A 13,730-nucleotide genomic window follows, 5' to 3' on the forward strand; every position below is an offset into this window, starting at 1 on the left:
GCCTCTCGGTCCGCGTCCGCTGACGGCGGAGGCGGGAGGTGCCACCGGGTCGAAGAGCTCCGGGCAGCCTTGAAGGCTATACCCGGGCTATGTGCTCCGTCCAGCGGCCGCCGCGATCCGGCGGTTCCCCCCGCCTCCGCCGTCAGCGGACGCGGACCGAGAGGCAGGTGACGCAGCCCTCGAGCTTCTCGAACTCCGAGACGTCCACGGTGAGGACGCGGTAGCCCAGGCTCCGCAGCAGCTCGGCGCTCCGGGGAGCGGAGGCGGCCATCAGGAGTGTGTCGTCGTCGAGGACGACCACGTGGGCGCCCGCCTCCTCGGGCATCGGCAGGAAGAAGGGGAACAGGCGCGGCTCGTCGACGACCGGCTCCCAGCCGATGACCGTGCCGTCGGGCAGCGCGGTCACGGCGCTCTTGAGGTGCAGCACCTTGGTCAGCGGGACCGCGACGACGTCGTACCCGCGGGGGCGGAGGATCGCGCGCAGCTGGGCGACCCCCGCCGCGTCGGTCCGGCCTCCGCGGCCGACGTAGACCGTCGATCCCACCTTGAGGACGTCGCCGCCGTCGAGCGTGCCCGGCTCCTCGATGCGGTCGACCGTCAGGCCGAGGGCGCGGACGGCCTCCTCGGCGCCCGCCGTCTCTCCGCGGCGGGACTCCGCTCCGGACCGGGCGATCACGGCGTGGTCGCCGAAGACGACGACCGCGTCCTCGAGGAAGACGGAGTCGGCGAGTCCGGGCGCCGGTGCGGCCTCGACCGTCTCCCAGCCGGCCCGCTCGAGCAGGTCGACGTACGCCTCCCACTGCTGCTGGGCGCGCTGCTGGTCGACGGGGACGCGCTCGAGGTGGGTGAGCTCGCCCGCCGAGAGGTCGGCGGCCGGGGCCCGGACGATCGCGATGCGGCGGTCGGTGACGACGGCGGCCGGAGCGCCCGTGGTGCGGAGGCGGTTCCAGATTGTGTGGCCGACGCTCGCCGCCGAGACGGTGAACGCGAGCAGGAAGACGAGGTTGAGTCCGGCGAAGGTCTGGAAGATGGAGGCCCAGACGGCGCCCGTGACGGCCTCGCCGGTGGCGCTGGCTTGGACGAGCGTGCCGAACACGGCTCCGACCACGCCCGCGACGAGTCCCGCGAGGGCGGCGCTCCAGGTGCGTCCGAGCATCCCCGCGACGGCGAGGACGAGGACGACCACGAAGCCGAGCACGCTCGAGAGCAGGAAGTAGGCGTTGACCTGCGGGATGGAGCCGGGCTGCAGCTGGTTGCCGATGAAGAAGGCCAGCAGGTTGGCGAGGTGCGCCACGAGCGCGGTCGCCGCGGCGGCGAGCAGCGCGACGAGGATCCGGCGGCCCGTCCCGGGCGCGCGGTCCCGGTTCGGGGCGGTGGTGGTCGCTGCGGTCGGGGTGTCGGGAGTGGACGCGGGCGTCGAGTCGGAAGGCACCCGGCGACCCTACGCGCCCCCGCCCGCGCCTCGCCTGTCGATCCCCTAGCAGCCCCCTAAGAGCCGCCCACCGCAAAGCAGAGCGGCTTCAGCGGCGTCCCGTGCCCAGCGATTCCCGCGACCGGCGACGCGACCCGCTTCACGGAACGCACCCCGTCGCCGAGCCGACCGCGCCCCGCCGCGCAGGGAGCGGCGGGGAAGACGAACACGCCGAGGCAGAGCCGACTCAGCGGGAATCGCGTGCCAAGCGATTCACGCAGTCGGCGACGCTCCCCGCTCTACGGAACGCACCCCGTCCCCGAGCCGACCGCGCCCCGCCGCGCAGGGAGCGGCGGGGAAGACAAGCGCGCCAGGCAGAGCCGGTTCAGCGGGAATCGCGTGCCAAGCGATTCCCGCGACCGGCGACGCACCCCGCTCTACGGAACGCACCCCGTCGCGAAGCCGACCGCGCCCCGCCGCGCAGGGAGCGGCGGGGAGATCGAACACCACTTCTTCCACCGAGTGACGGGCGCGGAGCGCCCGTCACTCAGTGGAAGAAGTGCCGCTCCCCCGTCGTGTACATCGTGACGCCGGCGCGAGCGGCCGCGTCGATGACCTCGGCGTCGCGGACGGAGCCGCCGGGCTGGACGACGGCCTTCACGCCGGCGGCGAGGAGCACCTCGAGGCCGTCGGCGAACGGGAAGAACGCGTCGGAGGCGGCGACGGAGCCGGGGGCGCGGTCGCCGGCGCGGGTGACGGCGAGATGGCAGGAGTCGACGCGGTTGACCTGGCCCATGCCGACCCCGACGGAGGCGCCGCCCTTGGCGAGGAGGATCGCGTTCGACTTGACGGCGCGGCAGGCCTTCCACGCGAACTCGAGGTCGAGCATCGTGTCGGCGTCGGCGGGCTCGCCGGCGACGAGCTGCCAGCCGGAGCTGACCTCGCCGGGGCCGCCGATGAAACGGTCCGGCTCCTGCAGCAGCAGGCCGCCGGAGATCTGCTTGAACTCGCGCTCGACGGGGGCGTAGAAGTCGGGGAGCTGCAGCAGGCGCAGGTTCTTCTTGGTCTTCAGCACCTCGAGCGCCCCGGGCTCGAAGCCGGGGGCGACGAGCACCTCGGTGAAGATCTCCTTCACCGTCTCGGCCATGGCGAGGGTGACGGGCCGGTTCGCGGCGATGACGCCGCCGAAGGCCGACACCGGGTCGCACTCGTGGGCGCGGCGGTGGGCGGAGGCGATGGGGTCGATCGCCTTCGAGCTCGCGATCGCGATGCCGCACGGGTTCGCGTGCTTGATGATCGCGACGGCGGGCAGTACGAAGTCGTAGGCCGCGCGGACGGCCGCGTCGGCGTCGACGTAGTTGTTGTAGGACATCTCCTTGCCGTGCAGCTGCGTCGCCTGCGCGATGCCGGTGCCGTCGGGTGAGACGTAGAGGGCCGCCTTCTGGTGCGAGTTCTCGCCGTAGCGGAGGACCTGCTGCAGGGTCCCGCGGATCTCGACCGAGCCCTCGACGCCCTCGGCCGCCTCCTGCCCGGCGAACCAGGCGGCGACGGCGGAGTCGTAGGAGGCGGTGTGCGCGAAGGCGCGGGCCGCCAGGGTGCGGCGCGCGGCGAGCGTCGTGCCGCCGTCGGCGAGGGCGGTCGCGATTTCGGAGTAGTCGGCCGGGTCGACGACGATCGCGACGTTGGCGTGGTTCTTCGCGGAGGCGCGGACGAGGGCCGGGCCCCCGATGTCGATGTTCTCGACCACGGTCGCCGCGTCGGCGCCGCCGGCGACGGTCTCGCGGAACGGGTACAGGTTCACCACGACCAGCTCGAACGCGGCGATGTCGAGCTGCTCCAGCTGCTCGCGGTGCGAGGCGAGCCTCAGGTCGGCGAGGATGCCCGCGTGCACGGCCGGGTGCAGCGTCTTCACGCGGCCGTCGAGCGACTCCGGGAACCCGGTGACGGCCGAGACGTCGGTGACCTCGTGGCCGGCGCCGCGGAGGGTCGCTGCGGTCGAGCCGGTGGAGACGAGCTCGACGCCGGCCGCGGCGAGCGCCGCTCCGAGCTCGAGCAGGCCGGTCTTGTCGCTGACCGAGATCAGCGCCCGGCGGACGGGGACCCGGTCGCGGTCGTCGTAGCTGCTGGGGTCGTGGGCGGTGATGCTCATGCGCGGGCGAGCTCCTCGAGGTCGACGGTTCCGTGGGCGATGTCGAGCACCGTCTGCACCAGCAGGCGACGCTCGATGGTCTTGATGCGCTCGTGCAGCGCGTCCTCGCTCTCGCCGGGGAGCACGGCGAGGCTCTCCTGGGCGATGACGGGGCCCGTGTCGACGCCGGTGTCGATCACGTGCACGGTGATGCCGGTCTCGGTCGCGCCGGCGGCGAGGGCGTCGCGGACGGCGTGGGCGCCGGGGAAGAGGGGCAGCAGGGCGGGATGCGTGTTGATCATCCGCGGGCTGAGCGCGTCCACCACCACGGGCGGCAGGATGCGCATGAAGCCCGCGCAGACGACGAGGTCGGGCTCCCACTCCCGGATGCGCCCGAGCAGGGCGGCGCCCCACTCGTCGCGGGAGGAGAAGTCGCGCGGCGCGACCGTGAAGGCGGGGACTCCGCGCTCCTCGGCGTGGCGGAAGCCCTCGGCGTCGGTGTCGCTGCCGACCGCGACGATGCGGGCGGGGAAGCCCTCGTCGCCGGCGGCGTCCAGCAGGGCGCGGAGGTTCGATCCGCCGCCGGAGAGGAGCACGACCAACTTCAGCACTGCGCAAGTCTAGGGGGACGCCTCCGCCGGCGTCAGCCGCGTCGGCTTCGGCCCGCGGCGAGGCCCAGGCCCGCGGCCAGCGCGAGCTCGAGGGCGGCGACCGCCCCGACGACGAGCGGGTCCGGGCCCACCTGGGCGAGCCGCCCGGGCCCGGCGGCGCCCGCCGAGAACCAGGCGAGGAGCCCGAGCAGCAGGCCGCCGACCACGCCGATCCCGCCGGCCGCGGCCGCGCCCCAGTGCAGCAGCGAGCGTCCGTCGAGCGCCTCGATCACGCCTCGCCGCAGCCGCCATCCTGCGGTGAACCCGGCGAGCAGCGGCACGAGCAGTCCGAGGAATCCGAAGGCCGAGTCCCCTGCGGGCAGTGCGGCGAGGACCGGGATCGACGGGATCGGTCCGAGCAGCGTTCCGGCCGCGCTCACGGAGGAGCCGGTGCCCAGGGCGAAGCCCGGGCCGATCAGCCAGCTCGCCGCCCAGATCACCAGGTTCGGGAGGAACGCGAGCTGCCCGAGAGTGAGGGCCAGGCCGCCGAGCGCCTCGGCGCCGAGGCTCTCGTAGAGCGCGACGACCGAGGTGTAGTGCACGACCAGCAGCACGGCGACGAGCACCGCCGCGACGCCGACCACGCCGGCCGCGGCGAGCGCTCCCCCGCGCAGCGACGCGAGGACGAGCCCGGGCCCCGGCGCGGGGACGCGGTCGAGCGCAGAGGCGGCCAGCTCGCCGAGGGGGTCGGCCTCGTCGCTGCGGGCGGAGTGGAGCGCTGCTCCGACGAGCACCCCCAGCGCGAAGACGAGCGGCGGCAGCAGCGTCCCCTGCAGGGGATCGACGGTGGCGGCCGGGTCCGCGGATCCGAGCGAGACCAGGAGCGCGATCGCCAGGTAGGTCGCGATCGCGACGAGGACGCCGATGGCCCGGAACGGCGACTCCTGGGCGCGGCGGCCGGTGCGCGCGCCGAGCAGCACGGTGAGGAGTGCGAAGGCCAGCGGAGCGATCGTCACCGGGAAGGCGTCCGCGCCTCCGGGCAGCGCGACGGCGAGGGCGGAGTCGGGGGCCAGCGCCGCCTGCAGGTCGGCCCCGTGGCCGAGCAGCCAGGCGTCGGCGGCGACCCGCCAGAACACGCCGAAGTCGACCGTCGTGTCGTACTGCACGGCCCAGAGGACGGTCAGCGGGACGAGCGGGATCGCGATCCCGATCAGCGCCGACAGCGCGGCGTCGAAGGCGGCGAGGAGGGCGACGGTGATCCGGTTCATGGGCCTGACGAGCCTAGCGGCGGCGCGCTCGGAGGCGGGTCAGGGGCGCGCCGCCCGGCCCTCTAGTGTCGGAGCCATGACGGGGACCTCGGACGCACGGACGGAGCGCGGCCTGGACCGCCTCGTGAACTTCTCCGACGCCGTCGTCGCCATCGCCATCACGTTCCTCGTCCTCCCCCTGGTCGACGTGGTCGAGGAGGGCCGCGCGGCCGATCTCGGGTCCCTCCTCACCGGGCACTACGGCACCCTCTCCGCCTTCTTCATCACGTTCGCCGTGATCGGGCGGCTGTGGGCGGTCCACCACTCCGTCTTCGAGGGCGTGGCCCGGTACTCGCCCGCGCTCGTCGTCGCGAACTTCGTCTGGCTGGCCGCGGTCGTCCTGCTCCCCTTCGCGGCGAACCTGATCTCGAACGTGCTCGACACCGACGGCAGCGTCATCGCGCTCTACATCGGCACGATGATCGCGGCGAGCGCGGCGACCCTCGCGATGCAGCTCATCGTGCGCCGCGACCCGGATCTCCTGGCCCTGGGGGCGGAACCGCGGCGCTCCCTCTCGAGGTCGCTGATCGTGATCAGCGTCCTCCTCGCGGCCCTCGTGCTCGCCGTCGCCGTGCCGGCCGTCAACATGTTCGCGCTCCTGCTGCTCCTGCTCTCGGGTCCGATCGAGCGCCTGGTGCACCGCGGTCGCCCCGGAGGACGAGCGGCCCACCGCCGGACGGAGCGCGGGCTCGACCGGCTCGTCAACTTCTCGGACGCGACCGCCGCCATCGCCATCACCGTCCTCGTCCTGCCGCTGGTGCAGCTGGCTCCAGAGGTCGCCCGGGAGGGCGGCGGAGTCCCGGCGCTGCTCGCGGAGCACCTGGACTCGGTCCTCGCCTTCGCGCTCTCCTTCGCGGTCATCGCCGTCTTCTGGATCCCCCACCACCGCGTCTTCGAGATCGCCGGGGACTACGACGGCGCCCTGGTGTGGCTGGACCTGCTCTGGCTGGCCGCGCTGGCGTTCTTCCCGTTCTCGACGAGCGCGCTGGCGCTGTTCCCGGACTCCCGGGCGACGTTCGGGCTCTACATCGGCACGATGGCCGCGATGAGCGGGGCGCTGGTCCTGATCGAGCTGCGCCTCTCCCGGCACCCGGAGCTCAGGCGGCCCGGCACAGGGCCCCTGCCGCTCGCGCCCGCCCTGCTGCCTCTCGCGCTGCTCCTCGTCGCACTGGCGCTGGCGCTGCTGGTCCCGTCGGTCGGGCTCTGGTGGCTGCTTCTGCTCCTTCTGCAGCGGCCCGTCCGGGCACTGCTCGCGCGGCGCTGATCCTCAAGCCCCGGGCGTCCAGCCCAGCTGAGGGGCGATGCGCTCGGCGACGGCGCGCAGGATGCGCCGGTGCGACTCCACCCCGCCGACCGCCGGGAGCGTCACCGTGAGCGCGTCCGCCTCCGCGAGCGCCGGATCCGCGGCGAGCGATGCGACGATCCGCTCCGGGCTCCCGACGTGGAGGGGGCTGAAGCGCATCGGGGCGGCGATGATCGACCGGTCGGCCGTGCGGGGGCGGCCCTCGTCGTCCATCCGCGCGAGGTAGCCCTCGATGAAGGGGCGGTGCGCCTCCTCGTCGGCGGCGTCGAGCAGCGGCAGCACGATCCGGCCCGCCGTCACCCTCGACGTGCGCCCCGGGTGCGCTGCGGCGAAGGCCTCGCGGTAGGCGCGGATCTGCACCGCCTGCTGCTCGGCGAACGGCAGGCCCGTCTCCTCCGTGTTGAGCGTGGACACCTGCAGGTGCATGCCCTGCTCGCCTGCCCGGACCGCGGAGGACACCGTTCCCGCCCCGTACCAGAGCCGGTCGGCGAGGCCGGGCGCGTGCGGCTGCTGAACCAGCGGAGCGCCGACCGGGACCGACATCAGGGCCGACTCCGCGACGCCGAGCACGGCGCCCGAGAGCGCCTCGCGGAGTCGCGCGATGCGCTCCTGCGCCTCCTCGCGGAAGTCGCGCTCGGCCTGCCCGAATACCCCGTCGAAGACGGAGGCGAGATGCGCGAAGCCGCTGCTGACGCCGAGGTCGAGGCGTCCGCCCGAGAGCAGGTCCACGGTCGCGGCGTCCTCGGCGAGGCGCACGGGCGACTCGTAGCGGGCGCCGATGACCGCGGTCCCGAGGCGGAGGCGGCGGGTCCGCTGGGAGGCGGCCGCGAAGAAGGTCATCGGAGACGCGAGGTAGCGCTCGAAGTGCCGCACGCGGACCCAGCCGGTGCCGTAGCCGAGCTCCTCGGCGAGCTCGAGCAGGGCCAGCCCGTCCTCGAGGCTCCGCGCGGCGTCGCCGGGCCGCTCGGGGCCCTCCGGGTACGGCACGAAGGTCAGCAGGTCGAGTCCGAGGCGGCGGGTCACGCTGCGACGCTACTCCGGCCGGACCCGCCCCGACGACGGAACGGACGGCGCCGCCCGCCGGAGCAGGGGCACCGTCCGTTCCGACGGTGGTGCGGGGAGGACGGGCGCTAGAGCGCCGCGTAGACCTCGCGGAGCAGGGCGGCCGTCTCGGACGGCGTCTTGCCGACCTTCACGCCCGCGGCCTCGAGGGCCTCCTTCTTGGCCTGCGCGGTCCCGGCCGAGCCGGAGACGATGGCGCCGGCATGGCCCATCGTCTTGCCCTCGGGGGCGGTGAAGCCCGCGACGTAGCCGACGACGGGCTTCGTGACGTTCGCCTTGATGAAGTCCGCGGCGCGCTCCTCGGCGTCGCCGCCGATCTCGCCGATCATCACGATCGCCTTCGTCTCGGGGTCGGCCTCGAACGCGGCGAGCGCGTCGATGTGGGTCGTGCCGATGATCGGGTCGCCGCCGATGCCGATGGCGGTCGAGAAGCCCAGGTCGCGCAGCTCGTACATCATCTGGTAGGTCAGGGTGCCCGACTTCGAGACGAGGCCGATCGGGCCCTTGCCGGTGATCGTCGCGGGGGTGATGCCCACGAGCGACTCGCCCGGCGTGATGATGCCGGGGCAGTTGGGGCCGATGATCCGCGTCTTGTTCCCCTTCTCCTGCGCGTACGCCCAGAACTCCGCGGAGTCCTGCACCGGGATGCCCTCGGTGATGACGACGAGGAGGCCGATCTCGGCGTCGATCGCCTCGATGACGGCGTCCTTCGAGAAGGCGGGCGGCACGAACGCGATGGAGACGTCGGCGCCGGTGGCCTCCATCGCCTCCTTCACGGTGCCGAAGACGGGGAGCTCGACGTCGCCATGGGTGACGGTCGTGCCGGCCTTGCGGGCGTTGACGCCGCCGACCACGTTCGTGCCGGCCTTGAGCATCAGCGCGGTGTGCTTGGTGCCCTCGCCGCCGGTGATGCCCTGGACGATGACCTTGGAGTCCTTGGTGAGGAAGATCGACATGCTTGTTCTCTGATTCCTTGAGTCGTCGGGTCCGTTACGCGGCGGCGAGTTCGGCGGCCTTGTCGGCGCCCTCGTCCATGGTCGCGGCGAGCGTGATGAGCGGGTTGGCGGCGGCCTGGAGGATCGCGCGGCCCTCCTCGACCTTGTTGCCGTCGAGGCGGACGACGAGCGGCTTCGTGGCCGAGTCGCCGAGGATCTCGAGCGCCTGGAGGATGCCGTTGGCGACCGCGTCGCACGCGGTGATGCCGCCGAAGACGTTGACGAAGACGCTCTTGACCTGCTCGTCGCCGAGGATCACGTCGAGGCCGTTCGCCATCACCTGGGCGGAGGCTCCGCCGCCGATGTCGAGGAAGTTGGCCGGCTTCACGCCGTTGTGCCTCTCTCCGGCGTAGGCGACGACGTCGAGGGTCGACATGACCAGGCCCGCGCCGTTGCCGATGATGCCGACCTCGCCGTCGAGCTTCACGTAGTTGAGGTCGTTCTCCTTGGCCTTCGCCTCGAGCGGGTCGGCGGCGTCCTTGTCCTCGAGCGCGGCGTGGTCCGCGTGGCGGAAGCCGGCGTTCTCGTCGAGCGAGACCTTGCCGTCGAGCGCGACGATGTCGCCCTCCTCGGTGAGCACGAGCGGGTTCACCTCGACGAGCGTGGCGTCCTCGCCGGTGTAGACGTCGTAGAGCTTCACCAGGACGGGCGCGACCTTGGCGATCAGCTCCTCCGGGAACTTCGCCGCGCGGGCGATCTTCTCGGCCTTGGCCTGGTCGATGCCCTGGCCGGGGACGACCTCGACGCGCGCGAGGGCGTCGGGGCGCTCGACGGCGAGCTGCTCGATCTCCATGCCGCCCTCGTAGGAGGTGAGCGAGAGGTAGGAGCGGTTGGCCCGGTCCAGCAGCACCGAGAAGTAGAACTCGCGGTCGATGCGCGCACCGCCGGCGACCATGACGCGCTTGACGACGTGGCCCTTGATGTCGAGGCCGAGGATCGACTGCGCCGCGGCGAACGCGTCCTCGGGGGTCTTCGCGACCTTCACGCCGCCCGCCTTGCCGCGGCCGCCGATCTTGACCTGCGCCTTGACGACGGTGACGCCGCCCAGCTTCTCCGCCGCGGCGCGCACCTCCTCCGGCGTGTCGGCGACGATGCCCGGGAGCACGGGGACGCCGTACTTCTCGAACAGATCACGGGCCTGGTATTCGAAGAGATCCACGCTGCATTCCCATTCCGCGCCGAGCGCGCTTGCGTTTCGAGTTCGAGGTGGCCCGGACGACGCCGGAGTCTCGGCACTGTCCCTGGGCCGCGCCGAGTCTACTCCGCACCCGCCGGGGGCTTCCCGTGCGGTCGCTCCGCGCCCGCCGGACGCCCGCCGGGGGCACCGGCTCCTATTCCGCCCGCCGCTCCCGCGTAGCGTGGAGCCATGTCGTCGGCCTCCCGCACCCCGGACGTCTTCCGCGAGGGCGTGTTCCTGCTGGCGGGGGCGCGCGCGATCCTCCTCCAGATCGCGCACCCGGCGGTCGGGCAGGGCGTCGCCGACCACTCCGACTTCGTGCACCGGGCCGTGAACCGCCTGCACGGGACGCTCTCCTACCTCTACGTCCTGCACTACGGCACTCCCGAGGACGTCCGCGCCGTCCGCCGCCGCGTGAACAGGGCGCACGTGCCCGTGCGCGGCCCCGGCTACACGGCCTTCGACCCGGAGCTGCAGCGCTGGGTCGCGGCGACGCTCACCCAGTCGATGCTGCAGCTCTACGAGGGCGCCTTCGGTGCGCTGAGCGAGGAGGAGGCGGACGACATCGTGCGCCGCTCCGTCGTCGTCGGCGCGGCCCTGCAGATGCCCGCGGACCTCTGGCCCGACTCCCGCACCGCGTTCGACGCCTACTGGGAGCGGGAGCTGGAGCGCCTCGAGGTCACGCCCGCGGCCCGCCGGGTCGCCCACGACCTGCTGGGCCCGAGCATCGCCGCCTGGTACCTGCGCCCGCTCGGCCCCTACCTCCGCCTGATCACCGCCGGTCTGCTCCCGGCGGCGCTCCGCGAGCCCTTCGGCTTCCACTGGACCGCACGGCAGGAGGCGCGGTTCGAGCGGGCGCTCTCGCGCACCTTCGCCGCCTACCGCCTGCTTCCCGCGATCGTGAGGACGGCGCCCAGCCGCTACTACCTCGCCCGGGTCCGACGCGACGCTCAGAAGCCGGCCACGACCTCCCAGCCCGCGTAGGCGGCGAGCTCCAGCCCGAGCGCCTGCGCGGCCGCACGCGCCTCGTCGATCCCGCGCTCGTCGCGCACGTCGACGGTGACCGGCACGCTGTCGCCGAACCCCGCGATCTCGACCCGCGCGCTCGTCGGACCGCTGTAGAGCGGGACGTGCGCGTCCGCGGTCCGCGCGCCGACCACTCGCGAGCCGGTCGCCTCTGCGATCACCGCGAGGGCGAACGGAGCCGTCACCACCGCATCCGTGTAGAGCGTCGCCTCGCCGCGCATCGCGCCTCCCGTCGTCCGACCCGCGGAACCGGGCCGCAGCAGTCCGACTGTAGGCAGCCGCCCGCGCCTCCCGCACCCCCTTCCGCTCGGCGCCGGGATGCGCACTCCCCGCCCGTCCGTGCTGAACATCCGGTGCGGATCGCTCGACGCGGCCGCCCGGCGGATCTACGGTGAAGCACCCGGCATCCGCCGCGGCGGTCAACGACGACTGGAGCCTTGATGAGCATCACCGAACCCCGCACGGCCGAGGCCCCCGCCGCTCCCCCGCCCGCCGCCGGCTTCGGCACCCTCTCCGTCGCGGCCATCCTGGCGGAGGCGGCGCGGCGCACCCCTGACACGATCGCCATCCGCGTCGGCGAGCAGGCCGTCGACTACGCGACCCTCTGGCGGCAGACCCGTGCCTACGCCGGAGCCCTGCGCGCCCAGGGGATCGGACCGGGCGACCGCGTGGCCCTGCTCGTCCCGAACGTCCCCGACTTCCCCCGCGGCTACTTCGCCGTCCTCGCGCTCGGCGCCGTGGTGGTCCCGGTGCACGCCCTGCTCAAGCACGACGAGATCGCCTACGTCCTGCGTGACTCCGGAGCCGTCGCGCTCGTGTGCGCCGCTCCGCTGCTCGCCGAGGGGGCCGCCGGAGCGGACCTCGCCGACGTTCCCGTGCTGAGCGTGATGGTGCCCGACGGCACCGCCTCGCCCCTTCCGCGCCTGGAGGACCTCGCCGCGGAGGCGACTCCGATCGACGGCTACGTGCCCCGCTCCCCCTCCGACACGGCGACGATCCTCTACACCAGCGGCACCACCGGCCGTCCGAAGGGGGCCGAGGGGACGCACTTCGCGATCGTCTCGCAGTCGGACGTCCTGCTGATGAACACCTTCGACCTGCACCGCGGCGACGTGGTGCTCGGGGCGCTGCCGCTCTTCCACACCTTCGGGCAGGTCTGCGCGATGAACACGGCCTTCCGCACCGCCGCGACGGTCGTCCTGGTGCCGAAGTTCGACGGCGACGCCGCGCTCGAGGCGATGATCGCCCACGGCTGCACGGTCTTCGAGGGCGTGCCCACGATGTACGTCGCCCTGCTCGACGCCGCGACCCGGCGCGAGGACCGGCCGCCGCTGCGCTACGCGGTCTCGGGAGGCGCTGCCCTGCCCGTCGCCGTGATCGAGCGCTTCCGCGAGGTGTTCGGCGTCGAGATCTACGAGGGCTACGGGCTCACCGAGACCTCCCCGGTCGCCACCTTCAACCACGTCGGAGTCCCGCCGCGGCCGGGCACGGTCGGCACGCCGATCTGGGGCGTCGAGGTCGAGGTCGCCCGCCCCGACGTGACCGACCGAGTCGAGCTGCTCCCCCGGGGCGAGCTCGGCGAGATCGTGGTGCGCGGGCACAACCTGATGAAGGGGTACCTCGGCAACCCGGCGGCGACCGCGGAGGCGGTGATCGACGGCTGGTTCCGCACCGGCGACCTGGGCACGAAGGACGAGGAGGACTACATCCGCATCCTCGACCGCACGAAGGACATGATCATCCGCAACGGCTACAACGTGTACCCGCGCGAGGTCGAGGAGGTGCTGATCGGGCACCCGGCCGTGCAGAACGCGGCGGTCTTCGGGATCCCGGACGAGCGCCACGGCCAGGAGGTGATGGCCGCGGTGATCCTCGCCCCGTCGGCGACCGCCACCGCGGAGGAGCTGATCGCCTACGCGAACGAGCACCTCGCCGCCTTCAAGTTCCCCCGCCGCGTCGAGTTCGTCGACGCCCTCCCGCTCGGGCCCAGCGGCAAGATCCTCAAGCGGGAGCTCGTCGCGCGCTACGCCGGCTGACCACTTCCGCGAGATGCCGCTCGGGTGAGCCCGCCACGGCGTGCCTCCCACTCGAGTGGAATCTCGCGGAAGGCGACCAGAGGGCACACGGGAAGGGACGGACGTCAGCCGAGCAGGGACCAGACGGTCCCGGCGAGGACGGTGCCGACGGCGGCGCCCGCGAGGACCTGGGCGGGGGTGTGCGCACCGAGGCGCACCCGCGACCAGAGCACCCAGAGGACGATGGGCACGCTGATCAGCAGGGAGAGCGGTCCGTAAGCGATCAGCACGACGACGGCGCAGGTGGCGACAACCGCCGCGTGCCCGGACAGCTTCCAGACCAGGTTGACCACGCCGACGGCGAGCACCACGGCCACCGTCACCACGCCGAACGTGGTCACCGCGGCAGGAGCGCCGAGCACGGCGAGCAGTACCAGGCCGGCCGCGATCGACACCAGCGCCAGCGCGATCGGCAGCGCCCGCTCGCGCCGGTCGGGCACGTGATGGTCGCCGTGGATCCGGCCGGTGCGCATCAGCAGACGGATGACGAGGTAGGGCACCACGCCGACGAAGAGCGCCGCGAGCGCTCCCCAGGCGACGCCGAGCAGGGGCGGATCCGCGACGCGCGCGCCGACCACGACCGGCACGAGCACCGCGAGGACCGCCGGGGAGAACGCCTCCGTCGCGAGCCGCGCGGCCGCCGATCCGGCCGCCAC

General features: G+C 73.4%; 12 protein-coding genes. 3 read left to right on the forward strand and 9 right to left on the reverse strand.

The features are described from left to right. Positions 1-142: 142 nt before the first annotated feature. The 4 genes from ddaH to C5C53_RS13655 all read right to left on the reverse strand — a co-directional run bounded on the left by ddaH (position 143) and on the right by C5C53_RS13655 (position 5,397). On the reverse strand, positions 143-1,432 hold the full coding sequence (ddaH, locus tag C5C53_RS17565) for a dimethylargininase (protein ID WP_104267778.1): 1,290 nt from the start codon (positions 1,430-1,432) through the stop codon (positions 143-145). A 526-nt stretch (positions 1,433-1,958) separates the two neighbouring features. Then, a complete protein-coding gene (gene purH, locus C5C53_RS13645) occupies positions 1,959-3,560 on the reverse strand; it encodes a bifunctional phosphoribosylaminoimidazolecarboxamide formyltransferase/IMP cyclohydrolase (protein WP_104267779.1) in 1,602 nt (533 codons plus the stop codon). Next, positions 3,557-4,150: a phosphoribosylglycinamide formyltransferase gene (gene purN, locus C5C53_RS13650; RefSeq protein ID WP_104267780.1), complete on the reverse strand. Its 594-nt coding sequence runs from the start codon at positions 4,148-4,150 to the stop codon at positions 3,557-3,559. The genes purH and purN overlap by 4 nt, the downstream gene beginning before the upstream one ends. 32 nt (positions 4,151-4,182) lie before the next feature. Next, complete coding sequence (locus tag C5C53_RS13655) at positions 4,183-5,397, reverse strand: DUF6350 family protein (RefSeq protein WP_104267781.1); 1,215 nt, start codon at positions 5,395-5,397, stop codon at positions 4,183-4,185. Between the two features lie 76 nt (positions 5,398-5,473). Here C5C53_RS13655 and C5C53_RS13660 point away from each other — a divergent pair, with 76 nt between their 5' ends. Then, a complete protein-coding gene (locus tag C5C53_RS13660; RefSeq protein WP_181065558.1) occupies positions 5,474-6,700 on the forward strand; it encodes a TMEM175 family protein in 1,227 nt (408 codons plus the stop codon). Between the two features lie 3 nt (positions 6,701-6,703). Here the strand turns inward: C5C53_RS13660 and C5C53_RS13665 are convergent, their stop codons facing one another. The 3 genes from C5C53_RS13665 to sucC form a co-directional block, all read right to left on the reverse strand. Then, complete coding sequence (locus tag C5C53_RS13665; RefSeq protein WP_104267783.1) at positions 6,704-7,762, reverse strand: LLM class flavin-dependent oxidoreductase; 1,059 nt, start codon at positions 7,760-7,762, stop codon at positions 6,704-6,706. Between the two features lie 107 nt (positions 7,763-7,869). Further along, a complete protein-coding gene (sucD, locus tag C5C53_RS13670; protein WP_104224929.1) occupies positions 7,870-8,757 on the reverse strand; it encodes a succinate--CoA ligase subunit alpha in 888 nt (295 codons plus the stop codon). 34 nt (positions 8,758-8,791) lie between these two features. Further along, entirely contained in the window at positions 8,792-9,955 is a 1,164-nt protein-coding gene (gene sucC / locus C5C53_RS13675; RefSeq protein ID WP_104267784.1) for an ADP-forming succinate--CoA ligase subunit beta, read from the reverse strand. Positions 9,956-10,162: 207 nt separating this feature from the next. On the opposite strand from sucC, the gene C5C53_RS13680 reads away from it, so the two are divergent. After that, entirely contained in the window at positions 10,163-10,957 is a 795-nt protein-coding gene (locus C5C53_RS13680; RefSeq protein WP_104227297.1) for an oxygenase MpaB family protein, read from the forward strand. Here the strand turns inward: C5C53_RS13680 and C5C53_RS13685 are convergent. After that, positions 10,924-11,220, reverse strand: coding sequence for a hypothetical protein (locus C5C53_RS13685; protein ID WP_104224926.1), 297 nt, complete (start codon positions 11,218-11,220; stop codon positions 10,924-10,926). The two genes, C5C53_RS13680 and C5C53_RS13685, sit on opposite strands and share 34 nt — an antisense overlap. A gap of 219 nt (positions 11,221-11,439) precedes the next feature. Between C5C53_RS13685 and C5C53_RS13690 the strand changes: the two genes are divergently transcribed. After that, positions 11,440-13,035, forward strand: a complete 1,596-nt coding sequence (locus C5C53_RS13690; protein WP_104234174.1) for a long-chain fatty acid--CoA ligase — start codon at positions 11,440-11,442, stop codon at positions 13,033-13,035. 104 nt (positions 13,036-13,139) lie between these two features. Here the strand turns inward: C5C53_RS13690 and C5C53_RS13695 are convergent, their stop codons facing one another. Next, positions 13,140-13,730, reverse strand: coding sequence for a phosphatase PAP2 family protein (locus C5C53_RS13695; RefSeq protein ID WP_104267785.1), 591 nt, complete (start codon positions 13,728-13,730; stop codon positions 13,140-13,142).

Origin of the sequence: Rathayibacter sp. AY1E3, assembly GCF_002932235.1 — a bacterium.
Taxonomy (GTDB): Bacteria; Actinomycetota; Actinomycetes; order Actinomycetales; family Microbacteriaceae; genus Rathayibacter.